Source organism: Massilia alkalitolerans DSM 17462 (genome assembly GCF_000427785.1).
In the GTDB taxonomy this organism is placed as follows: Bacteria; Pseudomonadota; Gammaproteobacteria; order Burkholderiales; family Burkholderiaceae_D; genus Telluria; species Telluria alkalitolerans.
The window spans coordinates 17,679-44,022 of sequence record NZ_ATYR01000016.1; the positions used below are offsets into that span (position 1 = coordinate 17,679).

At 66.4% G+C, this 26,344-nt stretch carries 24 protein-coding genes and 1 pseudogene; 11 read left to right on the plus strand and 14 right to left on the minus strand.

Going from position 1 to position 26,344, the window contains the following annotated elements; genetic code table 11:
- Window positions 1-61 precede the first annotated feature (61 nt).
- The 9 genes from bioB to YWC_RS0116700 form a co-directional block, all read right to left on the minus strand.
- Complete coding sequence (bioB, locus tag YWC_RS0116660) at window positions 62-1,093, minus strand: biotin synthase BioB (protein ID WP_027866395.1); 1,032 nt, start codon at window positions 1,091-1,093, stop codon at window positions 62-64.
- Window positions 1,094-1,104: 11 nt separating this feature from the next.
- Entirely contained in the window at window positions 1,105-1,947 is an 843-nt protein-coding gene (bioD, locus tag YWC_RS0116665) for a dethiobiotin synthase (protein WP_027866396.1), read from the minus strand.
- Window positions 1,944-3,131 carry an 8-amino-7-oxononanoate synthase gene (bioF, locus tag YWC_RS0116670; protein WP_027866397.1) on the minus strand — a complete coding sequence of 396 codons (1,188 nt, stop codon included), beginning with the start codon at window positions 3,129-3,131 and terminating at the stop codon, window positions 1,944-1,946. The genes bioD and bioF overlap by 4 nt, the downstream gene beginning before the upstream one ends.
- A gap of 5 nt (window positions 3,132-3,136) precedes the next feature.
- The gene (gene bioA / locus YWC_RS0116675) at window positions 3,137-4,477 is read right to left on the minus strand and encodes an adenosylmethionine--8-amino-7-oxononanoate transaminase (protein ID WP_027866398.1); all 1,341 of its coding nucleotides are present in this window, start codon (window positions 4,475-4,477) and stop codon (window positions 3,137-3,139) included.
- A 28-nt stretch (window positions 4,478-4,505) separates the two neighbouring features.
- Entirely contained in the window at window positions 4,506-5,291 is a 786-nt protein-coding gene (locus YWC_RS0116680) for an enoyl-CoA hydratase/isomerase family protein (protein ID WP_027866399.1), read from the minus strand.
- A 13-nt stretch (window positions 5,292-5,304) separates the two neighbouring features.
- Entirely contained in the window at window positions 5,305-6,966 is a 1,662-nt protein-coding gene (locus YWC_RS0116685; protein ID WP_371846396.1) for a carboxyl transferase domain-containing protein, read from the minus strand.
- The gene (locus YWC_RS32150) at window positions 6,938-7,378 is read right to left on the minus strand and encodes a YchJ family protein (RefSeq protein WP_084416470.1); all 441 of its coding nucleotides are present in this window, start codon (window positions 7,376-7,378) and stop codon (window positions 6,938-6,940) included. The genes YWC_RS0116685 and YWC_RS32150 overlap by 29 nt, the downstream gene beginning before the upstream one ends.
- Before the next feature lie 57 nt (window positions 7,379-7,435).
- Complete coding sequence (locus YWC_RS0116695; RefSeq protein WP_027866402.1) at window positions 7,436-8,671, minus strand: D-amino acid dehydrogenase; 1,236 nt, start codon at window positions 8,669-8,671, stop codon at window positions 7,436-7,438.
- Between the two features lie 110 nt (window positions 8,672-8,781).
- Window positions 8,782-10,146, minus strand: coding sequence for a serine hydrolase domain-containing protein (locus YWC_RS0116700; protein WP_027866403.1), 1,365 nt, complete (start codon window positions 10,144-10,146; stop codon window positions 8,782-8,784).
- Between the two features lie 240 nt (window positions 10,147-10,386).
- Between YWC_RS0116700 and YWC_RS0116705 the strand changes: the two genes are divergently transcribed.
- From YWC_RS0116705 to YWC_RS0116745, 9 genes and pseudogenes are all read left to right on the plus strand, one after another.
- Complete coding sequence (locus tag YWC_RS0116705) at window positions 10,387-11,127, plus strand: GntR family transcriptional regulator (RefSeq protein WP_027866404.1); 741 nt, start codon at window positions 10,387-10,389, stop codon at window positions 11,125-11,127.
- 114 nt (window positions 11,128-11,241) lie between these two features.
- Window positions 11,242-12,120 (plus strand): N-acetylmuramic acid 6-phosphate etherase, encoded by an 879-nt coding sequence (murQ, locus tag YWC_RS0116710; protein WP_027866405.1) that lies wholly within the window; start codon window positions 11,242-11,244, stop codon window positions 12,118-12,120.
- 51 nt (window positions 12,121-12,171) lie between these two features.
- Entirely contained in the window at window positions 12,172-13,467 is a 1,296-nt protein-coding gene (locus YWC_RS0116715) for an MFS transporter (protein WP_051306520.1), read from the plus strand.
- A 54-nt stretch (window positions 13,468-13,521) separates the two neighbouring features.
- Window positions 13,522-14,664 (plus strand): acyltransferase family protein, encoded by a 1,143-nt coding sequence (locus YWC_RS0116720; protein WP_027866407.1) that lies wholly within the window; start codon window positions 13,522-13,524, stop codon window positions 14,662-14,664.
- 63 nt (window positions 14,665-14,727) lie between these two features.
- Window positions 14,728-16,296 carry a glycoside hydrolase family 10-like protein gene (locus tag YWC_RS0116725; RefSeq protein ID WP_051306529.1) on the plus strand — a complete coding sequence of 523 codons (1,569 nt, stop codon included), beginning with the start codon at window positions 14,728-14,730 and terminating at the stop codon, window positions 16,294-16,296.
- Window positions 16,297-16,315: 19 nt separating this feature from the next.
- Entirely contained in the window at window positions 16,316-17,233 is a 918-nt protein-coding gene (locus YWC_RS0116730; protein ID WP_036214835.1) for an N-acetylglucosamine kinase, read from the plus strand.
- Window positions 17,234-17,259: 26 nt separating this feature from the next.
- A pseudogene (locus tag YWC_RS29805) lies at window positions 17,260-18,054 on the plus strand (N-acetylmuramoyl-L-alanine amidase); the annotation flags it as partial.
- 348 nt (window positions 18,055-18,402) lie between these two features.
- Window positions 18,403-19,308: a LysR family transcriptional regulator gene (locus YWC_RS0116740; protein ID WP_027866410.1), complete on the plus strand. Its 906-nt coding sequence runs from the start codon at window positions 18,403-18,405 to the stop codon at window positions 19,306-19,308.
- The gene (locus tag YWC_RS0116745) at window positions 19,305-19,916 is read left to right on the plus strand and encodes a M15 family metallopeptidase (protein ID WP_027866411.1); all 612 of its coding nucleotides are present in this window, start codon (window positions 19,305-19,307) and stop codon (window positions 19,914-19,916) included. Before YWC_RS0116740 ends, YWC_RS0116745 begins: the two co-directional genes overlap by 4 nt.
- A 111-nt stretch (window positions 19,917-20,027) precedes the next feature.
- Here YWC_RS0116745 and YWC_RS33575 read toward each other — a convergent pair whose 3' ends face one another.
- From YWC_RS33575 to YWC_RS0116755, 3 genes are read right to left on the minus strand one after another with little or no spacing between them, the layout of a single operon-like run.
- Window positions 20,028-20,411 (minus strand): hypothetical protein, encoded by a 384-nt coding sequence (locus YWC_RS33575; RefSeq protein ID WP_036214789.1) that lies wholly within the window; start codon window positions 20,409-20,411, stop codon window positions 20,028-20,030.
- Between the two features lie 9 nt (window positions 20,412-20,420).
- A complete protein-coding gene (locus YWC_RS32885; protein ID WP_169728129.1) occupies window positions 20,421-20,897 on the minus strand; it encodes a penicillin-insensitive murein endopeptidase in 477 nt (158 codons plus the stop codon).
- A complete protein-coding gene (locus tag YWC_RS0116755) occupies window positions 20,891-21,385 on the minus strand; it encodes an Hcp family type VI secretion system effector (protein WP_027866413.1) in 495 nt (164 codons plus the stop codon). Before YWC_RS0116755 ends, YWC_RS32885 begins: the two co-directional genes overlap by 7 nt.
- Window positions 21,386-21,631: 246 nt before the next feature.
- On the opposite strand from YWC_RS0116755, the gene YWC_RS0116760 reads away from it, so the two are divergent.
- Window positions 21,632-22,576 (plus strand): polysaccharide deacetylase family protein, encoded by a 945-nt coding sequence (locus YWC_RS0116760; protein ID WP_027866414.1) that lies wholly within the window; start codon window positions 21,632-21,634, stop codon window positions 22,574-22,576.
- Between the two features lie 100 nt (window positions 22,577-22,676).
- Window positions 22,677-23,513 (plus strand): polysaccharide deacetylase family protein, encoded by an 837-nt coding sequence (locus YWC_RS29810; RefSeq protein ID WP_051306521.1) that lies wholly within the window; start codon window positions 22,677-22,679, stop codon window positions 23,511-23,513.
- Here the strand turns inward: YWC_RS29810 and dacB are convergent.
- Both dacB and YWC_RS0116775 read right to left on the minus strand, forming a co-directional pair.
- Window positions 23,510-24,994 carry a D-alanyl-D-alanine carboxypeptidase/D-alanyl-D-alanine endopeptidase gene (gene dacB, locus YWC_RS0116770; protein WP_027866415.1) on the minus strand — a complete coding sequence of 495 codons (1,485 nt, stop codon included), beginning with the start codon at window positions 24,992-24,994 and terminating at the stop codon, window positions 23,510-23,512. The genes YWC_RS29810 and dacB overlap by 4 nt on opposite strands.
- 12 nt (window positions 24,995-25,006) lie before the next feature.
- Window positions 25,007-26,245 (minus strand): spore maturation protein, encoded by a 1,239-nt coding sequence (locus YWC_RS0116775; protein WP_027866416.1) that lies wholly within the window; start codon window positions 26,243-26,245, stop codon window positions 25,007-25,009.
- Between the last annotated feature and the right edge of the window lie 99 nt (window positions 26,246-26,344).

Here is a 26,344-nt window from a genome sequence, read left to right on the forward strand (position 1 = left end):
TCTTTCGCTTCTGGTTGTTCGAATTGGTTGGTTGCGGCCGTGTCTCCCCGGCCGCGGTGCATCAGCAGCCGCAGGCAGCCTTCGGCGCCGAATCCAGCGTCGCGGCGCGCGTCTTCAGGCCCAGCTTCTCGAGCAGCACGCGGTCATCGTCCGCTTCCGGATTGCCGGTGGTGAGCAGCTTGTCGCCGTAGAAGATCGAGTTGGCGCCCGCCATGAAGCACATCGCCTGCACCGCTTCGCCCAGCTCGCGGCGGCCGGCGGACAGGCGCACGCGCGCCTGCGGCATGGTGATGCGCGCCACCGCGATGGTGCGCACGAACTCGATCGGGTCGAGCTTCTCGACGCCGTGCAGCGGGGTGCCCTCTACCTGCACCAGGTGGTTGACCGGCACCGACTCCGGATACGGGTTCAGGTTGGCCAGCTGGGCGATCAGGCCGGCGCGCTGCTCGCGCGTTTCGCCCATGCCCACGATGCCGCCGCAGCAGACCTTCAGGCCGGCGCTGCGCACGCGGCCCAGCGTGTCCAGGCGGTCCTGGTACTCGCGGGTGGAGATCACGTTGTCATAAAAATCCGGCGCGGTGTCGATGTTGTGGTTGTAGTAGTCCAGGCCCGCCTTCTTGAGCTGTTCGGCTTGTCCTTCTTCGAGCATGCCGAGGGTGGCGCAGGTTTCCATGCCGAGCGCCTTCACTTCGCGCACCATGGTTTCGACCTTCTCCATGTCGCGCTCCTTCGGGCTGCGCCATGCCGCGCCCATGCAGAAGCGGGTTGCGCCGTTGGCCTTGGCTTCGCGCGCCGCGTCCAGCACGGTCTCGAGGTCGAGGATCTTCTTGGCTTCCACGCCGGTGTCGTAGCGCGCTGCCTGCGGGCAGTAGCCGCAGTCTTCTTCGCAGCCGCCGGTCTTGATCGACAGCAGGGTGGCCAGCTCGACGTCGCCGTCCGGGAAGTTGGCGCGGTGCGCGGTCTGGGCGCGGTGCATCAGTTCATTGAAAGGCAACTCGAACAGGGCCAGCACGTCAGGCAGCGGCCAGGTCGCGTTCTCCGCCTGCTTGATGGCGACAGGACGGTGCAGGGCGACGGTATTGGTTTGGGACATCTTGGTTTTCCTTAAGTCTGGACGCGCGGTGAATGCCAGCCCGGCAGTCCCGCGAGGTCGATATATTCTGCGGCGGCTTGCGCCGTCGGGTCTTGCAAGCGGGGCACGTGGCCCAGCAGCGGCGCCGGAATGCGTTGTTCCAGCGCGTCGATGTTCTCGCGCTCGAAACGCATGTCCGGGTCGACCGTGTTGGCGACCCAGCCGGCCAGCACCAGGCCTCGGGATACGATGGCCTCCACGGTCAGCAGCGCATGGCTGATGCAGCCCAGGCGCATGCCCACCACCAGGATCACCGGCAGGTTCAGTTGCGTGGCCAGGTCGGCACTGTCGAAATCGTCGTTGAAGGGCACGCGGAAGCCGCCGACGCCTTCGACCACGACGGCGTCCGAGGCCGCGTGGATCTCGGTGTAGGCAGCCAGGATCGGCACCGGTTCGATGGTGACCCCTTCCAGCGCGGCGGCGATGTGCGGCGCCGCCGGCTCCTTCAGCATGAAGGGCGTGGTGATGCTGCTTGGCAGGTGTACGTTACCGGCCGCGCGCAGCATGTCGGCGTCCTCGTTGTGCAGTTCGCCGTCGCGCATCTCGGCGCCGGCTGCGACCGGCTTCATGCCGCAGGCGCGGCGCCCGCTCGACGCCAGCTTGTGCAGGATCGCGGCGGAGACCAGGGTCTTGCCGATCTCGGTATCGGTGCCGGTGACGAAGCAACAGAAGCGCGAGGGCACGGCGTCAAGCGGCAGCGCTTCCGGCTGCGGCTCGGCGGGCGCTTCCGTGGCGACTGCGGCGCCGGCGCTGCCCGGCACTGTGAGCACGGGCGTCAAAGCGACCGGCTGGTCTGGTTCGTTCAGGTTCTTCATGCGGTGGCCCTTTCCAGTTCGTTCAGTGCGCGTGCCAGTCTTGCCACTTCTTCGTGGCTGTGCGCGGCCGACAAGGTCACGCGCAGGCGCGCCGTGCCCGGCGCCACGGTCGGCGGACGGATCGCCGGCACCCACAGGCCCTGTTCGTGCAGGCCGGCCGCCACGCGCAGCGCGTCCTCGTTGCTGCCGATGATGATCGGCTGGATCGCGGTATGGGACGGCACCAGCTGCCAGCGCTGCAGGCGCAGCGCATCGCGCAGCTGCGCCACCAGCGCCGCCAGGTGGGCGCGGCGCCGCACGCCTTCGTCGTCGCCGATGATATCAAGGCTGGCCTGCAGCGCATGCGCCAGCGCCGGCGGCGCGGCGGTGGTGTAGATGTAGGGGCGGGCGCGCTGCACCAGCAGCTCGATCACGCTGACATGCGCCGCAACGAAGGCGCCGCCCACGCCGGCTGCCTTGCCGAGCGTGCCGATGTAAACCAGGTTCGGGGAACGCAATGCGAAGTGTTCGAGCGCGCCGCGGCCATGTTGTCCCAGCACGCCGAAGCCGTGGGCATCGTCCACCACCAGCCAGGCCCCGTGGCGTTCGCACAGCGCCAGCAGCTCGGGCAGCGGCGCCAGGTTGCCGTCCATGCTGAACACGCTGTCGGTGACGACGATCTTGGTGCCGGCCGTGCTGGCGCCCAGCTGCTGTTCCATGGTGGCGACGTCGCCGTGCGGATACACCGTCACGCTTGCCTTGGCCAAGCGAGCGCCGTCGATCAGCGAGGCGTGGTTCAGCGCTTCCGAGAAGATCTGCGCATCGGCGTCCGCTCCCAGGGCGGTCAGCACCGCGAGGTTGGCCATGTATCCGGTGCACAGGTAGAGCGCACGTGCCTCGTCGATATAGGGCGCCATCCACTCGCCGAAGCGTTCTTCCAGCAGCGCATGGGCGCGGCTGTGGCCACTGACGAGGTGCGAAGCGCCGCTGCCGGCGCCGTAGAGGTCTGCGCCTTCGCGCAGCGCCGCGACGATGGCCGGATGCGCGGCCAGGCCCAGGTAGTCGTTGCTGCAGAAGGCCAGCATCTCGCGGCCGTCGACGACCTGGCGCGGGCCGCTGGCGCCGTCGGTCACGCGGCGGCGGCGCGTCAGGCTTTGCGCTGCCAGCGCGTCGAGTTTGCGGTCGATTCCTGCGATCAGGTCCATCATGTTCAACCCGCGATCACCGACTCGAACACCTTCTGCGTGCGCGCGGCCAGGCCGGCGACGTCCTCGTCGTCCAGCACGTAGGGCGGCATCAGGTAGACCGTCCGGCCGATCGGGCGCAGCAGCAGTTCGTTCTCCACCGCCGTGCTGAAGAAGCGGCGCGCGAAGGTCGAGGCGCGTGCCGGGTCCGGCTCCACCGCATCGAAGGCGAAGATCATGCCGCGCTGGCGGAAGTGGCGCACGCGCTCGTGCTCGGCCAGCGGCGCCAGGGCGATGGTCAGCTTGGTGGCCAGCTCGCGGTTGCGGTTCAATACGTCGTCGTCCTCGAAGATCTCGAGCGTGGCCAGGGCCGCGCGGCAGGCCAGCGGGTTGCCGGTGTAGGAATGCGAATGCAGGAAGCCGCGCGTGATGTCTTCGCTGTAGAAGGCCTGGTAGATGGCGTCGCTGGTGAGCACCAGCGAGAGCGGCAGGTAGCCGCCGCTGATGCCCTTGGACAGGCACAGGAAGTCCGGCCAGATGGCCGCCTGTTCGCAGGCGAAGAAGGTGCCGGTGCGGCCGCAGCCGACGGCGATCTCGTCGGCGATCAGGTGCACGTGGTGCTGGTCGCACAGCTCACGCAGCAGTTCCAGGTAGAGCGGGTCGTACATCGCCATGCCGGTCGCGCACTGCACCAGCGGCTCGACGATGATGGCGGCGATCCTGTCGCCACGCTCCTCGAACAGGGTGCGCACGTTGGCGATGGCGCGTTTGGCCACGTCCTGCGCGGACTCGCCTTCGACGGCATTGCGCGCATCCGGCGCCGGCACCACATGGGAGGCGCGCAGCAGCGGGCCGTAGGCATCCTTGAACAGCGGCACGTCGGTCACGGCCAGCGCACCGATGGTCTCGCCGTGGTAGCTGCCCTGCAGGCAAACGAATTCCTGCTTGGAGGAATAGCCGGCGTTGCGCCAGGCGTGGAAGCTCATCTTCATTGCGATCTCGACCGCCGAGGCGCCGTCGGACGCGTAGAAGGCATGTCCGAGGTTATGGCCGGTGAGGGCGGCCAGCTTTTCCGACAGCTCGATCACGGGCTCGTGGGTGAAACCGGCCAGCATCGCGTGTTCCAGCTTGTCCAGCTGGTCCTTCAGCGCCGCATTGATGCGCGGGTTGGCGTGGCCAAACAGGTTGACCCACCAGGAGCTGATGCCGTCCAGGTAGCGGCGGCCTTCATGGTCGTACAGCCACGGGCCCTTGCCATGGCTGACCGCGATCAGCGGCACCTCTTCGTGGTGCTGCATCTGGGTGCAGGGGTGCCACACGCTGCGCAGGCTGCGTGCGATCCAGTCGGAAGAGGTTTGCTGCTTCACAATCGATCCAATACTTAATACTGTTTACTTAATTTAGCCAGGTCGGCTTGCGCTTCTCGAGGAAGGAAGCAACACCCTCGCGGCCCTCGAGCGACGCGCGGATTTCCGCAATACGGTTGGCCGTGTCGGCCAGCAGCGCGTCGTCGACCTGTTGGCCCACGACGTCGCGCACCAGCGTCTTCGCTTCACGCACGGCGTTAGGGCTGTTCGACACCAGGCACTTCACGATGCCGGCCACGGTGGCGTCCAGCGCTTCCGGCGCTACGACCTCGTGGGCGAAGCCGATGCGCCGGGCCTCAAGCGCATCGAAGCGCTCGGCGGTGAGGAAGTAGCGGCGCGAGGCCTGTTCGCCCATGGCCTTGATGACGTAGGGCGAGATGGTCGCCGGGATCAGGCCCAGCTTCACTTCGGACAGGCAGAAGTGCGCCACCTCGCTGGCGACCACGATGTCGCAGGCCGCCACCAGGCCCATACCGCCGGCGTAGCAGTCGCCCTGCACCTTGGCGACGGTCGGCTTCGGGCACAGGTAGATGGTGCGCAGCATGTCGGCCAGCCGCGCGGCGTCCTGCTGGTTCTCGCTGTGCGAATAGCCGGCCATCTTCTTCATCCAGTTCAGGTCGGCACCGGCGCAGAAGGCCGGGCCGTTCGCGGCCAGCACGATGGCGCGCACCTGCTCGTTGCGACCGAGTTCGTCGAAGGCCAGCGCCAGCTCGGCGATGGCGTGCTCGTTGAAGGCATTGCGCAGGTCCGGGCGGTTCAGGGTGACGGCGGCCACCTTGTCGTCGATCGAGACAGTGAGGGTTTGGTATTCCATTGTCAAGTCCCCTTTACATCCGGAACACGCCGAACTTCGTGTCTTCGATCGGCGCATTCAGCGCGGCCGAGAGGCCCAGGCCCAGCACGGTACGGGTGTCGGCCGGGTCGATCACGCCATCGTCCCACAGGCGCGCCGAGGCGTAGTAGGGGTGGCCCTGGTGCTCGTACTGCTCCTTGATCGGCTGCTTGAAGGCCGCTTCTTCCTCTTGGGACCACTGGCCGCCCTTGCCCTCGATGCCGTCGCGCTTGACCGTGGCCAGCACGGATGCGGCCTGGTCGCCGCCCATCACCGAGATGCGCGCATTCGGCCACATCCACAGGAAACGTGGCGAGAAGGCGCGGCCGCACATGCCGTAGTTGCCGGCGCCGAAGGAGCCGCCGATGATGACGGTGAACTTCGGCACCGAGGCGGTGGCGACGGCCGTGACCATCTTGGCGCCGTTGCGGGCGATGCCTTCGTTCTCGTACTTGCGGCCGACCATGAAGCCGGTAATGTTCTGCAGGAACACCAGCGGAATCTTGCGCTGGCAGCACAGCTCGATGAAGTGGGCGCCCTTGAGTGCCGACTCCGAGAACAGGATGCCGTTGTTGGCGATGATGCCGACCTTCATGCCGTAGATGTGGGCAAAGCCGCAGACCAGCGTGGTGCCGTAGCGCGCCTTGAACTCGTCGAATTCGCTGCCGTCGACCACGCGCGCGATCACTTCGCGCACATCGAAAGGCTTGCGGGTGTCCACGGGAATCACGCCGTACAGCTCTTCCGGCGCATATTTTGGCTCCACGCTTTCGCGCAGGGCGCCCTGCACCGGCTTGACGCGGTTCAGGTTCGACACGATGGTGCGCGCCAGCGACAGCGCGTGCAGATCGTTCTGGGCCAGGTGGTCGGCCACGCCCGACAGGCGGGTGTGGACGTCGCCGCCGCCCAGGTCTTCGGCGGTGACGACTTCGCCGGTGGCGGCTTTTACCAAGGGAGGGCCGCCCAGGAAGATGGTGCCCTGTTCCTTGACGATGATCGATTCGTCGCTCATGGCCGGCACGTAGGCGCCGCCGGCGGTGCAGGAACCCATCACCACCGCGATCTGCGGGATGCCCTTGGCCGATAGATTCGCCTGGTTATAGAAGATGCGGCCGAAGTGGTCGCGGTCCGGGAACACGTCGTCCTGGTTCGGCAGGTTGGCGCCGCCCGAGTCGACCAGGTAGATGCAGGGCAGGTGGTTCTGCTCGGCGATCTCCTGGGCGCGCAGGTGTTTTTTCACCGTCATCGGGTAGTAGGTGCCGCCCTTGACGGTGGCGTCGTTACAGACGATCACGACTTCCTGGCCGGCGACGCGGCCGATGCCGGTGATGATGCCGGCGCTTGGTGCCGCACCGTCGTACATCTCGTAGGCGGCCAGCTGGGAGAATTCGAGGAAGGGCGTGCCCGGATCCAGCAGCATCTGCACGCGGTCGCGCGGCAGCAGTTTGCCGCGCGCGACATGCTTGGCGCTCGCCGCTTCGCCGCCGCCTTGCGCCATCTGCGCGACTTTTGCGCGCAAATCCTCGACGATGGCCTGCATGGCCGCGGCGTTGGCCTTGAAGTCTTCGCCGCGCGGGTTCAGTTTGCTCTCGATCTGGGGCATGCTGTCCTCTAAGTCTCTACTGTATTTATTTTGGGAAACTGCCGTCCAGGTAATACCAGCGTTTCACTCCCGTCTCGGGATCTGGCTCGCGCAGGAAACGGCTCACTTCGTGCAGCCGGTGCGCACGTCCGCCCAGCTTGAAACGGGCGACGAACTCGACGGTATCGCTATCTGGATCGTCCGGTGAATTTACTTTACGTTGACGTAAACGTAAAGCAGATTTTACCTCAAGCCCCAGCCATCGGATTGGTTCTTTGTCATCGATGATGGGTTCTGCAGGACGGGTCGTAGGATGCCAGGTAGCAAGCAGATAGGGCTCGTTCTTCAGCGTATACGCGGTGTAGCGCGAACGCATCAGGGCCTCGGCCGTGGGCGGCATGGCTTCGCCGGCAATGAACGGCCCGCAGCAAGCGCCAAGGGACGGCCCGCCGCAAGGGCAGGCTCCAGAAGTGGTCGTTTTGGACATGGCCGTCATTATCCGCCATTTCGACGGTGGAGACGGCAGGCGGGTATGCGTGGCGGGTCAGCCGCGCAGGGTCAGCCCATCCAGGGAGAAGGGCGGCGCCTCGCCTTTCATGGCGCCGGCCAGCAGGCTGGCGCTGCCGCAGGCGAAGGTGAAGCCCAGCGGGCCGTGGCCCACGTTCAGCCACAAATTGCCGTAGGGGGTGGCGCCGATGATCGGGGCGCTGCTCGGGGTGGCGGGACGCAGGCCGGCCCAGACCGAGAGCTGCGAATAGTCCGCCGCGCGCGGCATGGTTTCCTTCACCTGGCGCGTCAGGCCCTCGACGCGCTTGGGATTGTGGCTCAGGTCTTCGCCCACCATGTCGACCATGGCCGCCACGCGCAGCTTGTCGCCGATGCGGGCGTACAGCACCTTGCGCTCGAAGTCGGTGACGCTGATTTCCGGCGCCACGTCGTCGGCGCGGATCGGCGCCGTCAGGCTGTAGCCCTTGAGCGGGTAGAGCGGCAGCGAGATCCCGACCGCGTCCGAGAGCGTGCGGCTCTGGATGCCGGCCGCCAGCACGTAGCTGTCGGCCTGGAGCATGCCCTGGTCCGTGTCGATGCCGGTAATGCGGCCTTTGCTTGCCACCAGGCGGCGCGCCTCGGCGTGGATGAAGCCGTCGAAACGCGGATGCTCGCGCAGGCGCGCGGCCAGCGCCAGGCAGAATGCATGGCAGTCGGCCACCGCTTCGCCGCTGTTATAGATGCCGCCGGCCAGCAGCGGCTCGGCCGCCGCCAGGGCCGGTTCGCGCGCGGCGCACTCGCTGGCGGACCAGATCTCGCCGGCGCCCGGCTTGCCGGCTGCCTTCTCGAACACCTCGCGCGAGCGGTAGACCACCAGCTTGCCGGCGTCGCGCCAGTCGAATTCCTCGAGCGGCACGGTGACTTCGAGCTGCTTCATGCCCTGGCGCGAGAGCTCGCCCAGTTCCAGCAGCTTGGCCGTGGTCTTGCGGTTGACGTCGGCGCGGCAGTGCGCAAGGAAGCTGGCCAGCCAGCGGTACTGGCGCAGGTCGGCCTCAGGCCGGAAGTGCAGCGGCCCGGTGTCCTGGAACATCCATTGCAGGGCCTTCAGCGGCACGCCCTCGTCGGCCAGCGGCGACACGTAGCGATAGCTGAGCTGGCCGCCATTGCCGTAGCTGGAGCCGCTGCCGACACATGGTGCGCGTTCGAGGAGGCTGACGCGGTAGCCGGCTTCCGCCAGCCACCAGGCCGAGGTCAAACCGACCACGCCGCCGCCGATGACGATGATTTGCTGCATCCTAAACTCTTCTTTTTAGCGTGGGTGTGGAGCTTATGCGCTGGCCGGCGCAGCGGCCAATGAAAGTCGCGTCGGGCGCCATAACCGGCTTATATACGAATGCGTTGGCATCATGTTGCCGCCTGTTGGCCGACGATGGCGTGGCGGTACAACGCGCTGAGGATGCGCTCCTCGAAGCGCGCCCGTGCCGAATAACGCCCTTGCTGCAGTTCCGGATCGGCCGAACAGCCTCCTGCCAGCATGACCAGGCCGTTGCCGCGCGCCAGGTCGGCCGCGAAGACCGAAATCAGGCCATACGCGTCGCCCGAGTGGCCGACCGCATCGAAGCCGCCGCCTTCGACCAGCCCGGTGCCGGATCGGTCCGGGAAATGGGCGTTGCCCAGGCCCCAGGCAGGGAAGAAGCCGTTCAGCGAATCGCCGTTGCCGCCTTTGTCGTCGATGGTCCAGTGGCGCGCGAACATGCGCTCGAGCGTGGCGCGCTGGAACAGCCGCGTGTTGCCATGCACGCCGCCGTTCATCAGCATCCGCATGACCACGCCCATGTCGCGGGCCGAGATGCGCAGGCCGCCAGTCGGGCTGAAGGGCGTGGCGTTGGCGCCGGGGACGTAGCCGGCGATGCCGGCGGGAGGAACCGGGGGCCTGTCCGAATAATCGTCGACCTGGGCAATCCAGGGGCCGCTCGCGTTCCAGATCTCGGTGTCGACCGTGCGCTTGCGGTACAGCGTCGCCAGGTTCTCGAGTGCCGCCGGCGGCAGCGCCGACGGGTTGTAGCCCGCATTGACGCCGAGCGGCTGCAGCAGCAGGCGCTGCATCAGGAGGTCGAAGCGCTCGCCCGTCACGCGTTCCATCGCGGTGCCGATCACGCCCCAGCCGAGGTTACAGTAGGTGAAGTACTCGCCCGGGCCGGCATGGGCAGACCACATCTTTCCTTCGCCGTACAGGGGAGCGCCCGGAACCAGCACGTCCTTCAGCGCGGTGGCGAACGGCCACGAATAGCCGCCATCGTCGCGCAGCGAGGAGGTGTGGGTGAGCAGGCTGCGCAGCGTGATGACGCGCTGGGGGAAATGCGGGTTGCGCAGGCTGAAGCCCAGGTAGCCCGACACGTCGGCCTCGAGGTCGACGCGGCCCGCTTCCACCAGGCGCATCAGCCCCAGCGTGGTCATCATCTTGGAGATCGACGCGATGCGGTACAGGGTCGCGGACGTGGCCGGCTTGTCGGGCAGTGCGCCGTTACCGATATAGCGGCGCCCGAAAGCCTGTTCATACACCGGCTGGCCGCCGCGGATGGCGACGACCGACAGACTGGCCAGCTGCATTGCCGGATCGTCGACGATGGCCGCCAGTTCGGCGTCGAGCGCCTGGCGTGCCGCGGCCGGCAGGCGCTGCGTGGCCGCAGGAGAAGCCGGCGCTGCGAACAGCGGCTCGACCGCGCCCAGCAGGGCCATGCCCAGCACGCTGCGCCTGCGCTCGTTCATTCCGGTCTCCTTTTGCGTTTTGTTATTTGTAAAATATGTGAACCTTTGGTTGAGCATACGGAGTGACAGGAAGGATTGCCAAATGAATAGCCGTCACCTGGGCATAACCGTTTTATATTGGTATCAAGTGGTATGCTTATAAGCCAGGCGAATGCATGCACAATGCTTTTTCATGGATCGCAATGTGTCTGCAACACATGTTGCCATTACACTTTGTTCAACCCCCTGAACATGCTGCCGATGACGACTAGCAACCCCGCCTTCCAGGTCGACCTGACCGACAACTCGCCGCTGTACATGCAGCTGGCGCGCAAGCTCGCGCAAGACGTGCGCGACGGCCGCTACCAGGCCGACCAGGCCCTGCCTTCCGAACGCACGCTGTCCGAGCAGCTCGACGTCTCGCGCGTGACCGCACGCAAGGCCATCGACCAGCTGGTCGACCAGGGCCTGGTGGTGCGCCGGCGCGGCTCCGGCAACTACATCGCGCCGCGCATCGAGCAGCCCCTGTCGGACCTGTCGAGCTTTTCCGAGCAGCTCCAGCAGCGCGGCTATACGCCCAGCAGCCACTGGCTGCGCCGCGAGGTCGTGCTGGCCGACGCCGACGAGCAGCTGTCGCTGGGTTTGTCCCCGGGCACGCGGGTGGCGCGTCTCGAGCGCCTGCGCCTGGCCGACGACGTGGTGATGGCGTATGAAGTCAGCGTGATCCCGGCCACCGTGCTGCCGCGTCCCGACAGCGTCGGCGGCTCGCTGTATGCCCACTTGGCCAAGACCGGACACATGCCGGTGCGCGCGCTGCAGCACCTGCGCGCGATGAACGCGTCCGCCGAGCTGGCGGCGCGCCTGGACGTGCCGGAAGGCCGCGCGGTCCTGTTCATCACCCGCGTCGGCTACCTGGAATCGGGCGAACCGGTGGAGCTGACGCACTCGTATTGTTTAAGTGATCATTACGACTTCGTCGCCGAACTCCGCCGCCCGAGCTAGGCACTCGGGTAGCATAACTTTTCGGCATGATGAAGGGCGCAGCTTTCATGAGCCACTCGCCGTAATTGGTATTACACTGGTTTCATCGACTACTTTGCACCAGGAAGACACGGCATGCTGAAAACCGAAACCCCGGCCCAGGACCACGCTTCCCTCGACCAGTACCCGACCGTGGAGCTGGTCAACGTCCTGGTCGACGACCAGCTCAATGCGGTCAATGCCGTGCGCGCCGCCGCGCCGCGCATCGCCGCCGCCGTCACCGCCGCGCTGCCGCGCGTGGAAGCGGGCGGGCGCCTGATCTACGTCGGCGCCGGCACCTCCGGCCGTCTCGGCGTGCTCGACAGCGTCGAGCTGTACCCGACCTTCTCGTGGCCGCATGAGCGCGCGGTGGCGCTGCTGGCCGGCGGCCAGGAAGCGATGTTCGTCGCGGTCGAAGGCGCGGAGGACGACTTCGAGCAGGGCGCGGCCGACCTGCGCAACGTGAACGCGGGCGCCAACGACGTGGTGCTCCTGATCGCTGCGTCCGGCTTTACTTCCTACGTGCTGGGCGCGCTGCAAGCCGCGCGCGCGGCCGGCGCCCTGACCATCGGCTTCGCCAACAATCCTGACGCCCCGGTGGCCAAGGATGCCGAGATCGGCGTCACGCTCGACACCGGCCCGGAAGTCATCTCCGGTTCCACCCGCCTGAAGGCCGGCACATCGCAGAAGATCGCGCTGAACACCTTCTCGAGCGCGCTGATGGTCCGTTTACACAAGGTGTATGGCAACCTGATGGTAGACTTGAAGGCTACCAACGCCAAGCTGGTGCGACGCGCCATCCGCCTGACCGTGTTCGCCACCGGCGCCGACGAAGCCGCCGCGCAGGCGGTGCTCGAGCAGTGCGGCTACCACGTCAAGACCGCGGTGGTGGCCCTGATCAAACAAACCAGTGTCGAGCAGGCGCAAGCCCTCCTGGAGGGGGCGCACGGCAGCGTGCGCGAAGCCATCGCGTAACCTGTCCGGCGCACACCGCTGTGCGCCGCTCCTGCCGACCACGAAAGACCTATGCAGACTTCGCTCGACAAACCTTCGTCCGCCACCAGCCCGTCGCAGTCCAATCCGTGGTCCTGGATCCCGTCCCTGTACTTCTCGCAGGCCATCCCTTATGTGGTGGTGATGAGCCTGTCCGTCATCATGTACAAGGACATGGGCGTGTCGAACTCCGACATCGCCTTCTATACCAGCCTGCTGTACCTGCCCTGGGTGATCAAGCCCCTGTGGTCGCCGATCGTCGACATGTTCGGCACCAAGCGCCGCTGGACCGTGCTGCTGCAGCTGGGCGTGGCCGCTTCGCTGGTGGCGGTGGGCCTGTCGCTGCAGCTGCCGAATTTTTTTGTGGCCAGCCTCGCCGTGATGTGGCTGATGGCCTTCAGTTCCGCCACCCATGACATCTCGGCCGACGGCTTCTACATGCTCGGCCTGCGCCAGCAGCAGCAGGCGGCTTTTGTCGGCGTGCGTTCCACCTTTTACCGCCTGGCGACGCTGTCGGTGCAGGGCCCACTGGTGGTGCTGGCCGGCTACCTGGCCACCCGGCTGGGCAGCGTCAACCAGGCCTGGGCCATCGTGTTCTTCGTGCTCGCCGCCTTCTTCTTCGCGGCCTTCCTGTGGCACGGCTTCATCCTGCCGAAGCCGGACAGCGACCGCAAGGTGGCGCGCTCCAGCAACCCGCTGCGCGACTTCTTCACCACCTTCGCCCTGTTCTTCCGCAAGCGCGACATCTGGCTGATCCTCGGCTTCATCCTGACCTTCCGCCTGGGCGAAGCCCAGCTCCTGAAACTGGTGGCGCCCTTCCTGAAGGACCCGCTGGCCGCGGGCGGCCTGGGCCTCACCACCGAGCAGTACGGCATCGCCTACGGCACCATCGGCATCGCCTTCCTCACGCTGGGCGGCCTGGCCGGCGGCTACCTGATCTCGCGCCTGGGCCTGAAGCGCTGCCTGTGGGTGATGGTGTTCGCGATCCACCTGCCGGACCTGGTGTTCGTCTACCTGTCGCAGACCCAGCCGACCAGCTTCGCCGTGGTCTGCACCGCGCTGGCGATCGAGCAGTTCGGCTACGGCTTCGGCTTCACCGCGATGATGCTGTACATGATCATGGTCTGCGAAGGCGAGCACAAGACCGCCCACTACGCGATCTGCACCGGCTTCATGGCCCTGGGCATGATGGTGCCGGGCATGTGGAGCGGCGACCTGCAGGAATACCTCGGCTACAAGAACTTCTTCATCTGGGCCTGCCTGTCGACGATCCCCGCCTTCATCATGGCGGCGCTCGTCAAGATCGACCCCGAGTTCGGCAAGAAGTAAATCACGGGGCCGCCGGCCCCGTACAACGAACAACAACAAGGAGACAACGCAGCAATGCGCGACGCACCCGTGCGCCTGACCTCGCTCGACGCCTTCCGTGGCTTCACCATCGCCGCCATGGTGCTCGTGAATAATCCGGGCGACTGGGGCAACCTGCATGCGCAGCTGGCCCACGCCAAGTGGCACGGCTGGACCTTCACCGACTGCATCTTCCCCTTCTTCCTGTTCATCGGCGGCGTCGCCATGACGCTGTCGCTCGGGCGCCTCGCGGAAAGCGGCGCCGACAAGCCGCAGCTGCTGCTCAAGCTGGCCAAGCGCGCCGCGCTGATCTTCCTGATCGGCTTCCTGCTCAACCTGATTCCGCGTTTCGACTTCGAGACCGTGCGCATCCCGGGCGTCCTGCAGCGCATCGCCCTGTGCACGCTGCTGGCCGCGCCGCTCGTGGTCTACCTCGGCTGGCGCGCGCAGCTGGCCGTGATCGCCGGCCTGCTGGCGCTGTACACGGTGCTGATGCTGTGGGTGCCGGTGCCGGGCATCGGCGCGGGCGTGCTGGAGCCGGGCCAGGATTTCGGCGCCTGGGTGGACCGCATGGTGCTGGATGGTCACATGTGGGTGCAATCGAAGACCTGGGACCCGGAAGGACTGCTCAGCACCATCCCCGCCCTGTGCAGCCAGCTGTTCGGCGTGCTCGCCGGCCGCGTGCTGGCGGCCAGGCTGCCGCGCGTCGAGCAGACCGCGTGGATGCTGTTCGCCGGCCTGGTCCTGCTGGGCCTGGGCTCGAGCCTGGATGCGGTGCTCATGCCGATCAACAAAAGCCTGTGGACGGTATCCTATTGCCTGTGGATGAGCGGCTGGGCGCTGCTGGCCTTCGGCATGTTCTACTGGCTGCTCGATGCCAACCCCCATGCGATCGTGCGCGAACGCGCTGCCGCGTGGGCCAAGCCCTTCGTCATCTATGGCATGAACGCGCTGTTCATCTTCGCGTTCTCGGGTTTCGTGGCCAAGATGCTCGGTTTTATCAAGCTGGCGCAGCCGGACGGCAGCCAGCTCTCGCTCGGCCGCACCCTGTATGCGCCGATCAAGGCGCTGCCGCTGGGCGCCGCCAACACCTCGCTGTTATATGCCATCCTCTTCAACGCCTGCATGTTCGCGATCGCGTACGGCATGTGGCGCAAGCGGTGGTTCGTCAAAGTCTGAGAAGAGAACAAAGGAGCGGATTTGAAGCCCGACTTGAAAAAACGTGCGTTCACCCTGGCCGGCATGGCAGGCATGGCTGGTGCGCTGACCATGGGCGGTTTCCTCACCGCCTGCACCACGCAGCCGACCGTTCCCGAAGGCGGCGGCGCCGACATTCCGCCGCCGGCCCCGCGCGAATTCCGCGCCGCCTGGGTGTCCACGGTGGCCAACATCGACTGGCCGAGTAAACCTGGCTTGCCGGCCGTGCAGCAGCAGGCCGAGGCGATCGCCATCCTGGAGCGTGCGGTCGCGCTCAACCTGAACGCCATCGTGCTGCAGGTGCGTCCGGCGGCCGATGCGATCTATCCGTCGAAGATCGAACCCTGGACCGAATACCTGACCGGTGCCCAGGGCAAGCCTCCGATGCCGTGGTACGACCCGCTCGCGTTCTGGATCAAGGAAGCGCACGCGCGCGGCCTCGAGCTGCACGCCTGGTTCAACCCCTATCGCGCGCGCCACGACAACGCACGCTCCCCTAGCGCGCCGAACCACATCACCAACACCATTCCGTCCGCGGTCAAGCGCTACGGGAAGTTCATGTGGATGGACCCGGGCGAAGAAGCAGCCTCGAAGCAGACCATGGACGTGATCCTCGACGTGGTGCGCCGCTACGACATCGACGGCGTGCACATCGACGACTACTTCTATCCCTACCCGATCGCGGCGCCGGAAGTGGCGGGCAACGCCCAGGCGCTGGACGGCAATGGCAAGCCGGCGACGAAGGAACTCGACTTCCCCGACGGCCCGGCCTGGGAGCGCTACCTCGCGCGCGGCGGCAAGCTCGATCGCCCGTCCTGGCGCCGCGACAACGTCAACCGCCTGATCGAGGCCATGTACAAGGGCATCCACAAGGAAAAGAGCTGGGTGCGCTTCGGCATCAGCCCATTCGGCATGGGACGCCCGGACCGCCGCCCGCCGGGCATTTCCGGCTTCTCGCAGTACGACAAGCTGTACGCGGATGCCGAGCTGTGGCTGGAGAAGGGCTGGCTCGACTATTTCGTGCCCCAGCTGTACTGGTCGATCGCCCAGACCGCCCAGTCCTACCCGGTGCTGCTCGACTACTGGATCTCGCAGAACCCGCAGAACCGCCACATGTGGCCGGGCCTGTTCACCAGCCGCATCGGCGCGGCGGCGCCGACCCTGAACTACGAGCCGAAAGAGGTCCTGGACCAGATTGCGCTGACCCGCCAGCGTCCGTTGTCGACCGGCCATGTGCACTTCAGCATGGTGGCCCTGACCCAGAACCGCAAGGGCATCAGCGACCAGCTGCGCGCGACGACTTACCAGGGCCAGGCGCTGGTGCCGGCCACGCCCTGGCTGGCCAGCGAAGCCCCCGGGACCCCGCAGGTTTCGGCCAAGCGCGGCAAGGATGGCGTGCAATTGCGGCTCAAGGCCGGCAGCGCCAACATGCTGTACGCGATCTGGGCCCGCCATGGCGGCGAGTGGCGCTTCTCGGTAGCGCCGGCCGCGCGCGTCGACTGGACCGTGCCGGACGACGCCAAACTGGGCGCAGCCGACCTGGTGTTCGTGAGCGCGGTGAACCGCCTCGGCAAGGAAGGCGCACGCGTGCAGGCCTGGCGCAAGCCCTCGTAATATGGAACACTCGCAGGCCATGCACCCTCACGAATCGCAAGACAATCTGGGCCTCGGCATCGATGCCGGCGGCACCCAGACCCGCTGGGCCCTCGCGGCGCCGGGCGGGCGCATCGTCGCCGAAGGCACGGCCGGGGGCCTGTCGGCCCTGCAGATGGGCAGCCTCGAAGGGCGCGAGACCGTGCAGGCGACCTTCGGCGCCATCGCGCAGGCGGTGCTGTCGCATGGCCGCCCGGTGGCGGTGCGCGCCGGCGTGACCGGTTTCGGCGGTGACGGCGGCCCCCTGCAGCAAAGCCTGGGCGCGCTGCTCGGCCTGGACCCGAAGGCCGTCGTGCTGAGCAATGACATCGAAATCGCCTACCTCGCCAGCTTCAAGCCGGGCGAGGGTTACCTCGTCTATTCCGGCACCGGCTCGATCGGCGCCTTCATCGATGCAGGCGGGGGCTTCCACCGCGCCGGCGGACGCGGGGTGGTGCTGGACGACGGCGGCGGCGGCTTCTGGATCGCCCGCGAGGCGCTGCGCCACATCTGGCGCATCGAGGACGAGCGCCCCGGCGCCTGGGAATCCTCGCCGATGGCGCACGCCGTGTTCCAGCACGTGGGCGGCTCGGACTGGTCGTTCTCGCGCCAGTTCATCTATGGCCGCGAGCGCGGCGAGGTCGGCAAGCTGGCGATCGCGGTCGCCGCCACCGCCGAGCGCGACCCGGCGGCGGCCGCCATCCTGCGCGAAGCGGGCCGCGAACTGGCACGGCTGGCGCAGGCGCTGGTGAACCGTTTCGGCCCGCGCCCGGTGGCCCTGGCCGGCCGCGCCGCCGAACTGCACCCGGCGATCGTCGAAACCATGCGCGCGGCGCTGCCGCCCGATACCATACTGAGCCAGACCGGCATGCGCGCCCATTACGCGGCCGCACGCCTGGCCGCTGGGCCATCCCACTAGATGCAAACCACCAGGATTCCACGCCGATGAAACACCTGAACCTTCTCGCCGTTCCGATCATTCTTTCCGTGCTGGCCGGCTGTACCACCGCGCCGGTCGCGCCAAACGGCCCGAAGATCGATACCACCTACACCGCCAAGGGCCAGTCGAGCCGCGCGCGCTTCCTGGTGCTTCACTACACGGTGTCGGACAACCCGACCTCGATCAAGATCCTGACCGAGCAGCAGGTGAGCTCCCACTACCTGGTCACGAACCATGCCCAGCCGATCATCTACCGCCTGGTCGACGAGAACCGCAGCGCTTACCATGCCGGCAACTCGAGCTGGAAGAATTACACGCAGCTGAACAACAGCTCGATCGGCATCGAGATCGTCAATCCCGGCTGGACCGCCACGCCCGACGGCGGCCGCCTGTTCTATCCCTTCCCGCAATCCCAGATGGATGTCCTCATCCCGCTGCTGAAGGACATCGTGCAGCGCCACGGCATCGCGCCCGAGAACGTGCTGGGCCACAGTGACATCGCGCCGCAGCGCAAGCAGGACCCGGGTCCGCTGTTCCCGTGGGCGCGCCTGGCCCAGGAAGGCCTGGTGCAGTGGCCGGACGCGAACCGCGTCGCCCTGGTGCGCCCGATCTTCGACGCTACCCTGCCGGACGTGTTCTGGTTCCAGCGCAAGCTGGCCACCCACGGCTTCGCGATCCAGCAGACCGGGGTGCTCGACCAGCAGACCCGCACCGTGCTGCAGGCCTTCCAGATGAAATACCGCCCGGCGGACTTCGTCGGCAATCCGGACGCGGAAACCGCGGCCCTGCTCGAGGTCCTGACCACGGCGGCCAATGCGCCGCTGCCGGTAATCCTGCCGCCGCCGGTGATCACCTCGCCGGTGCCGATGCTGCCGCCGGCGACGCCGCCGGCCCCGGTGGTGCCTGAAACCGCGCCTGCCCCGGCCGCGCCGGTGCCTGTGCCGACACCGGCCGTCCCGGCGCCGGTGCCGACGCCGGCCACCCCGCCCATCCCGGCGCCGGCTGCACCGGCCACGCCGGCGGCACCGGCCGCACCGGCCAGCCCAGCTGTTGTGAACACGCCGTGACGGTCGCCGTGGCCACGTTTTCCCTGTATCCTTCGGAAAATCCGCGCCTTGCGCGCGAAGCCTCTATAGAAGGATGAAGCGATGCGCCTGCGCCATATCGAAGTTTTCCACGCCATCATGCAGGTCGGTACCATCAGCGGTGCCGCCCAGGTTCTCCACATCTCGCAGCCGGCGGTGACGAAGGTCCTGCAGCACGCTGAGCTGCAGCTGGGCATGCCGCTGTTCGAGCGGGTGCGCGGCAAGCTGTATCCGAAGCCGGAAGCGCACCGCCTGTTCGCCGAAACCGAGAAGCTGAACCGCGACCTGCAGGGCATCCGCCGCCTGGCCGCCAGCCTGAAGAGCCGCGCGGTGGAAACCGTGCGCCTGGTCTCCACGCCCACCATCGCGATCAGCGTCCTGCCGCAGGCGATGACGGTGTGGCGCCGCGACTTCCCGCAGGCGCGCTGCGAGCTGTCCACCCACCACACCAGCGAGATCGTGAACGCGCTGCGCCTGGGCGAAGCCGACCTGGCGCTGTCGCTGCAGGACCCGCGCCACCCCGGCATCGTGGCCGAACCGATCGCCCACGGCTATCTCACCGTGATGGCGCCGCGCGGCACCTGGAGCGAGGAAGAACTGTCCAGGCCCTTCGGCGTCGAAGGCTTGAGCGGTGAGCTGATCGGCCTGAACGACGGCGACCCGCTGGGCGAGATCGTGGTCGCGGCCTGCGAAGCCCAGGGCGTGCAGCCGGTCTACCACACCGTGGTGCAGACCTACCAGATCGCCCGTTCGCTGGTGGAAGCCGGCGCCGGCCTGGCCGTGCTCGACCCCTTCACCGCGGCCTCGGCCGACCCGGCCAGGGTGCAGTGCCGCCAGTGGGCGCCGGCGATGTCGGTGCACCTGTATCTCCTGAGCGCCAGCCATTCCCCCTTGTCGCATGGGGCGCGGGAGCTGGCCAACTGTATCGGCGCGACCGCGCGCGCCTGTCTCGAAAAAGGCTGTGCATGACCCTGACCGTGGCCAGCGAGGATATCGCCGGCAGCCCTGAATTCCGCCATCTCACCAGCATCGACGGGATCGCGATCGACCTGCGCTACGCCACGCCCAACAACTTCGTCGGACGTGACTTGTATTCGCCTTTCGATTGCGCCTGGCTGCACCGCGACGCCGCCGCGGCGCTGGAGAAGGTCGTGGCCTGGCTGAAGCAGCGCCGTCCCGGATATACCGCCCTGGTGCTCGACGCCCTGCGCCCGCAGCGCGTGCAGCAGCAGCTGTGGGACGCGCTCGAGGACACCGGCCTGCAGATGTACCTGGCCAACCCGGCGCGCGGCTCGATCCACTCCTACGGCATGGCGCTCGACATCACCCTGCTCGACGAACAGGGGCGCGAGCTCGACATGGGCACCGGCTTCGACGACATGACCAATTTGTCGCACCCGGCGCTGGAAGAAGGCTTCCTGATCACCGGCGAGCTTACCGACGAACAGGTGGCCAACCGCCGCCTGCTGCGCGAGGGCATGCTGGAGGCGGGCTTCTTCGGCATCAACACCGAATGGTGGCATTTCGACTGCGGCGACCGCGAACTGGTGCGCGCCACCTACCGCCGCGTGCTCTGACCGTTTTTTTCTGCCTGTAGCGCGGCGGCTACAGGCGGCCACGTGAGCGCGTTGTCCCCTTGGTCTGGCATCCTCATTCCGAAGGGAGAACGGTGCCGGAGGACGCAATCATCAGCAAGTAGCGCCCTCTATACTCTTGCCCTTCCGAAGGTCCAGTCCGAAGTGACAGGTGTACGGAGACTTCGCATCATCCTTGTCATAAGAGCAGGCCACATCACCCCGTTCTCGCTGACGCATGCCCAAGGTCGTTCCGCAGGCTAGTTTCAGGTCAGGTCCGATGGCGTCAAACATGTCCTTCGCAAGCTGTCCCTGAACAGCAAACGAAAGCCGCTTGTCAGTCCGTGTAGGGGGCTGTTTCTCGCTAAGGGAGCCGGAATACATGAGGTAATGCACCGTGTAGGAAGAGTAGGTGCCATCCCATGCTTGCTGAGCAGCGACAGCAGCCAAAGAGAGCAGAGCCGTTGCTGTGACGATTACCAGTTTCGTTGTCTTCATCGGTGAAATTCAGAATTGAACATGAAAATGATCGTCGTGCTTTTTCAGCCGACGCGTGCCGGGAATTCGCACGTCATTGAAGAAAATGACTAGCGGGGCGGCTGCGCAAGCACGGAACAGCCCAATCAGTTTGGTCGTTGCGGTCAGGTCATAGTCCGGGCTGTCGTAAGTAACTGGCACATGTCGCCCATCCTTTCGCAAAGGGCGGCAATCCACTTCCAGTCCCTTGCGGTGCGATTTGTGGCCAAAGTAGGCTCCTCCATCAACGCTAATGTTACCGACGCCGAATTTGCGGACTTCTGTGCGTGCCCATTCCCTTTCCACAGCGAGGAGCAATGTCAGCATACTTGGATGAGCGTACTGGGCCTTGCCATGTGTCGGGGTGCCATAAACGTAATACCCAGCTTGCTCTGGGGCCTGCGGCAACATGAACAAGCCGCGTGAATCTTGCGGTGGGACATCTGGCATGGCAGCGCCGATCAGCAAGAAATCCGGTTGTTGGACAAGTCCCAACCACCGTAGGTATTGCCACCCGAGCCGCCGGATATCTTCTGCTGGGTATACGTCCATTTCACTTTGCTAAATTTCAGCGTGAATGAGTCGTGCAAGCCGCTACCCTCGTAGGCTACCTGATCCATGCTGCCGATGAGGACATTAGAAAGCTCGACTTCGTAATATTTGATTCGGTTGCCATCACCGTCGGCCCGCATGAACTCCAACTTGGCTTTTGGAAACGTCCTCCCGGAGGAACAGTTCTGCATGAGAATTGGAGAGGCGAGATCGGCAACTTTTGTCAGTGCGATGCTCTTATGCTCGCACCGCTCGGCTGTATGTCCGCCAGCCGTGGATGCTGTGGCACTCCTTGGTTGTAGGACACCCCACTGTGCTGATGTAATCTCGACCCATCCGGGGTGGGTTGAGTCGGTAGATTCACCCTTGATGCCCTCAATTTGAAGGTACACATCTATTGCCATGATGCACTCCGTTGCGAGTTGAGCAGATGGTGATTCTTACTTGAGTGTACCGAGCGGAAGTTGGCTTGAGACAGATAGAAGGGCAACGAAGATCAATAGCACTATTCCCTTTGCGCCTGTCTGGCCGCAAGCGGACTGGCGCTGCTGGGCAGCCTACGCAGGGGGCATAAGCGCCAGGGCCTGGCTGGACAGTAGCCACGCAGGCGGCTACATTGCCGATTCCTGTTTCGCGTGGAGCCGTCCCATATGTCTTCTGTTTTTCCCGCGCGCTGGCTGCGTGGCACGATCGGCGCAGCCGCTGCCCTTGCCGCCCTGGTGCTGGCGCCGCAACTGCAGGCCCAGTCGGTCGCGTTTACCTTCGACGACGGCCCAATCCTGGCCGCTACCCCACACCTGGGACCGCAGGCCCGTAACGCGGCGATGCTGGCGGCGCTGGCGCGGCACCAGGTCCAGGCCGCGCTGTTCGTCACCGTCGGGAACGGCGCCGACCGCCCGGAAGGCCTGGCGCTGGCGCGCGCCTGGGGCCAGGCCGGCCACGCGCTCGCCAACCACACCATGACGCATCCGGACCTGGACAGCGACAAGGTCACGCTCGCCCAGTACCAGCAGGAAGTGCTCGACTGCGACCGCGTCATCGCCGCGCTGCCGGGCTACCAGAAGTGGTACCGCTTCACCTACCTGCGCGAAGGGAACAGCAAGGAAAAGCACGACGGCATGCGTGCCTTTCTCCGCCAGCAGGGCTACCGCAACGGCTACGTCACGCTCGATACCAGCGACTGGCGGCTGAACGAGAAGCTGACTGAGGTACTGATGAAGAATCCGCAGGCGAACGTCGAGCCGATCCGCTTGGCCTACCTGGCGCACATCCGCCAGCGTGCGCTGGCCTACCGCGAGCTGGGGCAACGGCTGCAGGGCAGGGACATCCCGCAGGTCCTGCTGCTGCACCATAACCTGATCAATGCGATGTGGCTGGACGACGTGATCCGCCAGTTCAAGGACATGGGCTGGACCATCACCACGCCGGCCCAGGCCTATGAAGATCCCGTCTACCGCTTCATGCCGGAACGCCCCGGCGGCAGCCTGTTGCTGGCCATGGGACGCAGCCTGGGACTGAAGCCTGCGGAACTGGGACTGCGCCTGATGGACGACGGCGACTTCGAGATCGAGGCCCTCGCGCAGCAGGGTCTTTGAAACCGGCGCGGGCTTGCGCGCAGGGCCGTTGCGCTGGCTCATAGGTAGCAGACTGGACAGTACTAAAGTTAGTCCAACTGATGCCGAATGGAGCGCTGCCATGCCTGCCTTCGATCACGTACGCCGCCTGTGCGGCGCGCTTGCCGCAAGCTGCTTTCTCCTGGCTTCACCGCTGCATGCGCAGTCGGTGGCCCTGACCTTCGACGACGGCCCATCGCTGGCCCCAACCCCGCTCCTGTCGCCCCAGGCCCGCAACGACGCGATGCTGGCGGCGCTGGCCAGGCACGGCGTCCAGGCGGCGCTGTTCGTCACCGCCGGCTTCGGCACCAACCGGCCCGAAGGCATGGCGATGGCGATGGCGTGGGGGCTGGCCGGCCATGTCCTCGCCAACCATACGGTGACCCATCCGGACCTGGACGACCCCGCGGTCACGCTGGCGCAGTACCAGCAGGAAGTGCTCGACTGCGACCGCGTCATCGGCACGCTGCCCGGCTACCGGAAATGGTTCCGCTTCCCCTACCTGCGCGAAGGGGCCACGCCTGAAAAACGCGAGGGCATGCGCGCCTTCCTGGGCGAGCACGGCTACCGCAATGCGCGTATCACGCTGGATACCGCCGACTGGCGCCTGAATGGCGAACTGCTCGAGGCGCTTGCGAAGGATCCGCGGACGGACCTCGAACCGTTCCGCCAGGCCTACCTGGCGCAGGTCCGCGAGCGTGCGCTGGCCTACCGCGAGCTGGCCCTGCGCCTGCAGGGACGCGACATACCCCACGTGGCCCTGCTGCACCATAACCTGATCAATGCGCTGTGGCTGGACGACGTGATCACGCTGTTCCAGGACATGGGCTGGACCATCACGACCCCGGCGCATGCGTATGGCGGCAGGGCCTACCAGCTGGCGCCAAAGCCCCCGGCCCCGGCCCTGAGGATGCTCTAGGGCAGGGCCGGCGCCTGTGCCGGCGCCGGCTGCGCTCCCGAGCGCGCCACCCAGTCCACCAGCGCATCGAGCACCGCGCGTCCGCGGCCGTTGCCGGCCTGCTCGCTGTTGACGATCGCGACGAACACGTTCTGCACCCCGTTCGCATCGGGCACATAGCCCGCCAGCGCCACCACGTTGCGCAGCGTGCCGGTCTTCAGGCGCGCACGTCCCGCCGCCGGGGTGCCCTGCAGGCGGCGGCGCAGGGTGCCGTCGATGCCGGCGATCGGCATGCTGGACTGGAACTCGGGCGACCAGTTGCTGCGCAGGCCGGCCTGCAGCAGGTAGGCCATCTGCTGCGGCGTGATGCGCTCGGTGCGCGACAGACCCGAACCGTTCTCGATCACGAAGCCGGTATCGTCGATGCGCTGGCCGCGCATCCATTCGCGCACCGCGGCGTCGGCCCGCGCGAAGGTACTCTCGCCGTTGACCGGGAGGGCGAAGCTGCCCGCTGCCGGATCCGGCTGCAGGCTGCCCAGGCTGAGGAACAGGGTGCGCGCCAGCAGGTTGTCCGAGGGCTTGTTGGTGTCGCGGACCAGCTCCGGCAGCATGCGCGAGGTATGCTCGGCCAGCAGGGTCGAGTCGGGCGGCGCCGTGCCCTCGACCGCCTTGCCGCTGAACTTCCCGCCCAGCTCCTTCCACTTCTGGCGGAACAGGCGCTCGATGTAGTCGTTCCGGTCCAGCACGTTGATGCTGTAGCTGCGTGCGCAGTCCTTCGGGAAGGTCCCGTGCAGGAGCACCCGGATGCGGCCGTCCTTCTGGCGCACGGCTTCCGGCAGCTTCCAGCCGTCTTCCCACTTCGAGCAGTCGGCGTCGATGAGCGTCATATCGGAGCCGATGCTCACGCGGTCGAGTTGCGGCTGCATCTCCAGCTTCAGGCGCTTGTTGGTCGAGCGCATGTCGATCTGGATCATGTTCTTGTTGACCAGCAGCGCATCCGGGATCACGTTGTAATAGGCCTCGGGCGACTCGTCGAAGGGCGCGATGCCGACGTCAAGGCGCGCCGGTTGCCACAGGCTGCGGTCCAGCACCAGGTCGCCCTCAATGCGGCGGATGCCCTGGTAGTGCAGGGCGCGCAGCATGTTTTCCAGGTCTTCGCCGGACAGGTCGGCGTCGGCGCCGCCCTTCAGGATCAGGTTGCCCCGCAGGACGCCCTTCTCGATCTCGCCCGTGGTGCGCAGCTCGGTGCGGCCGCGGAAGGCGGGGCCGAGGCGCTCCAGGCTGACCATGGTCGTCACCAGCTTCATGGTCGATGCCGGCTGCATCGGCCGGTCGGCCTGGTGCGCGAGCACCACGCTGTCGCCCTTGAGCACCAGCACGCCGAGGGCGTCTTCGGGCAGGCCCTGCTGCGCCAGCACCTGGGCGACCGGCGCCGGCAGCTGGGCATGGGCGCTGCCGACAACGGCAACGAAGAGGGTGGCGAGGGTAAGGCGGCGCAGCATGATGACTCCTGATTAACCGAAGAACAGATAGGCGACGAAGATGGCGCCGATGACGCCGGCCAGGTCGGCCAGCAGGCCGTAGCCGATCGCATAGCGGCTCTTGCGGATGCCGACCGAGCCGAAATACAGCGCGATGATGTAGAAGGTGGTGTCGGCGGCGCCCTGCAGGATGCTGGCCAGGCGGCCCACGAAGGAGTCGACACCGTAGGTGGTCATGGCATCGATCATCATGGCGCGCGAGCCGCTGCCCGACAGCGGTTTCATGAGCGCGGTCGGCAGCGCGCCGACGAAGTCGGTCGGCAGGCCGAGGGCGGTGAAGATCCAGGCGAAGCCGCTGACGATCAGGCCCAGGATGCCCGAGTTGCGCACCACGCTGATCGCCACCAGCATGCCGACCAGGTAGGGAATGATCCGCAGCGAGGTCTCGATGCCGCCCTTCGCGCCCTCGATGAAGGCTTCGAACACGTTCACCTTCTTCGCCAGCGCGCCGACCATGAAAGCCGCGATGATCGAGAACAGGATCAGGTTGGCGGTGACCACCGAGACCAGCTGGATCTGCGACTTGTCGAGGAAGACGGTGAAGTACCAGACCAGCAGGGCGATGAGGGCGGTCAGGCCGCCGATCCAGCCGAACACGGCCGGGTGCAGCAGGTTGATGCGCTGGCGCAGGCTGACGGCGATGATGCCGGTCATGGTCGAGCAGTAGGTCGCGATCAGGGTCGGGATGAAGATGTCGGCCGGATTCGCGGCCCCGAGAATTGCGCGCTGGGCCATGATCGCCAGCGGGATGATGGTCAGGCCCGAGGTCTGGATCACCAGGAACATGATCTGCGCGTCGCTGGCCTCGTCCTTGCTCGGGTTCAGCGTCTGCAGGCTTTCCATGGCCTTCAGGCCGAAGGGGGTGGCGGCATTGTCCAGGCCGAGCATGTTGGCCGAGAAGTTCATCACCATGTGGCCGTTGGCCGGATGGTCCTTCGGCACGCCGGGGAAGATGCGCGAGAAGAAGGGCGCGATGATGCGGGCGAACAGGTTGATGGCGCCGGCCTTTTCGCCGACGTTCATGATGCCCAGCCAGAGCGTCATGACGCCGGCCAGCGGCAGGGCGATGTCCATCACCGCCATCTTGGCCGACGAGAAGGTGCCGTCGATGATGCGCTTGAAGATTTCGGTATCGCCCATGAACAGCCATTGCGCGAGTGCCGCGATGAAGCCGACGAGGAAGAAACCGGTCCAGATGTAATTGAGTGCCATGTGAATACCGCTGCTGAGATCGTACGATTGTGCAGCGGAGAGTATAGGCCCGGAAACAGCTGCGCAGATGAAAGAATGCGCCTGCGCCATGTTTAAAAG

Excerpts from the sequence above, each read along its gene's own strand:
- YWC_RS0116705 (WP_027866404.1), top strand. The coding sequence starts at position 10,387 with ATGACGACTAGCAACCCCGCCTTCCAGGTCGACCTGACCGACAACTCG.
- YWC_RS29810 (WP_051306521.1), top strand. The coding sequence starts at position 22,677 with ATGCCTGCCTTCGATCACGTACGCCGCCTGTGCGGCGCGCTTGCCGCA.
- YWC_RS0116720 (WP_027866407.1), top strand. The coding sequence starts at position 13,522 with ATGCGCGACGCACCCGTGCGCCTGACCTCGCTCGACGCCTTCCGTGGC.
- bioF (WP_027866397.1), bottom strand. The coding sequence starts at position 3,131 with ATGGACCTGATCGCAGGAATCGACCGCAAACTCGACGCGCTGGCAGCG.
- YWC_RS0116695 (WP_027866402.1), bottom strand. The coding sequence starts at position 8,671 with ATGCAGCAAATCATCGTCATCGGCGGCGGCGTGGTCGGTTTGACCTCG.
- YWC_RS0116775 (WP_027866416.1), bottom strand. The coding sequence starts at position 26,245 with ATGGCACTCAATTACATCTGGACCGGTTTCTTCCTCGTCGGCTTCATC.
- YWC_RS0116700 (WP_027866403.1), bottom strand. The coding sequence starts at position 10,146 with ATGAACGAGCGCAGGCGCAGCGTGCTGGGCATGGCCCTGCTGGGCGCG.
- YWC_RS0116680 (WP_027866399.1), bottom strand. The coding sequence starts at position 5,291 with ATGGAATACCAAACCCTCACTGTCTCGATCGACGACAAGGTGGCCGCC.
- bioD (WP_027866396.1), bottom strand. The coding sequence starts at position 1,947 with ATGAAGAACCTGAACGAACCAGACCAGCCGGTCGCTTTGACGCCCGTG.
- YWC_RS0116740 (WP_027866410.1), top strand. The coding sequence starts at position 18,403 with ATGCGCCTGCGCCATATCGAAGTTTTCCACGCCATCATGCAGGTCGGT.
- YWC_RS33575 (WP_036214789.1), bottom strand. The coding sequence starts at position 20,411 with ATGAAGACAACGAAACTGGTAATCGTCACAGCAACGGCTCTGCTCTCT.
- YWC_RS0116730 (WP_036214835.1), top strand. The coding sequence starts at position 16,316 with ATGCACCCTCACGAATCGCAAGACAATCTGGGCCTCGGCATCGATGCC.
- YWC_RS0116755 (WP_027866413.1), bottom strand. The coding sequence starts at position 21,385 with ATGGCAATAGATGTGTACCTTCAAATTGAGGGCATCAAGGGTGAATCT.
- YWC_RS0116745 (WP_027866411.1), top strand. The coding sequence starts at position 19,305 with ATGACCCTGACCGTGGCCAGCGAGGATATCGCCGGCAGCCCTGAATTC.
- YWC_RS32150 (WP_084416470.1), bottom strand. The coding sequence starts at position 7,378 with ATGTCCAAAACGACCACTTCTGGAGCCTGCCCTTGCGGCGGGCCGTCC.
- murQ (WP_027866405.1), top strand. The coding sequence starts at position 11,242 with ATGCTGAAAACCGAAACCCCGGCCCAGGACCACGCTTCCCTCGACCAG.
- YWC_RS0116760 (WP_027866414.1), top strand. The coding sequence starts at position 21,632 with ATGTCTTCTGTTTTTCCCGCGCGCTGGCTGCGTGGCACGATCGGCGCA.
- YWC_RS0116715 (WP_051306520.1), top strand. The coding sequence starts at position 12,172 with ATGCAGACTTCGCTCGACAAACCTTCGTCCGCCACCAGCCCGTCGCAG.
- dacB (WP_027866415.1), bottom strand. The coding sequence starts at position 24,994 with ATGCTGCGCCGCCTTACCCTCGCCACCCTCTTCGTTGCCGTTGTCGGC.
- YWC_RS0116725 (WP_051306529.1), top strand. The coding sequence starts at position 14,728 with ATGGCAGGCATGGCTGGTGCGCTGACCATGGGCGGTTTCCTCACCGCC.
- bioB (WP_027866395.1), bottom strand. The coding sequence starts at position 1,093 with ATGTCCCAAACCAATACCGTCGCCCTGCACCGTCCTGTCGCCATCAAG.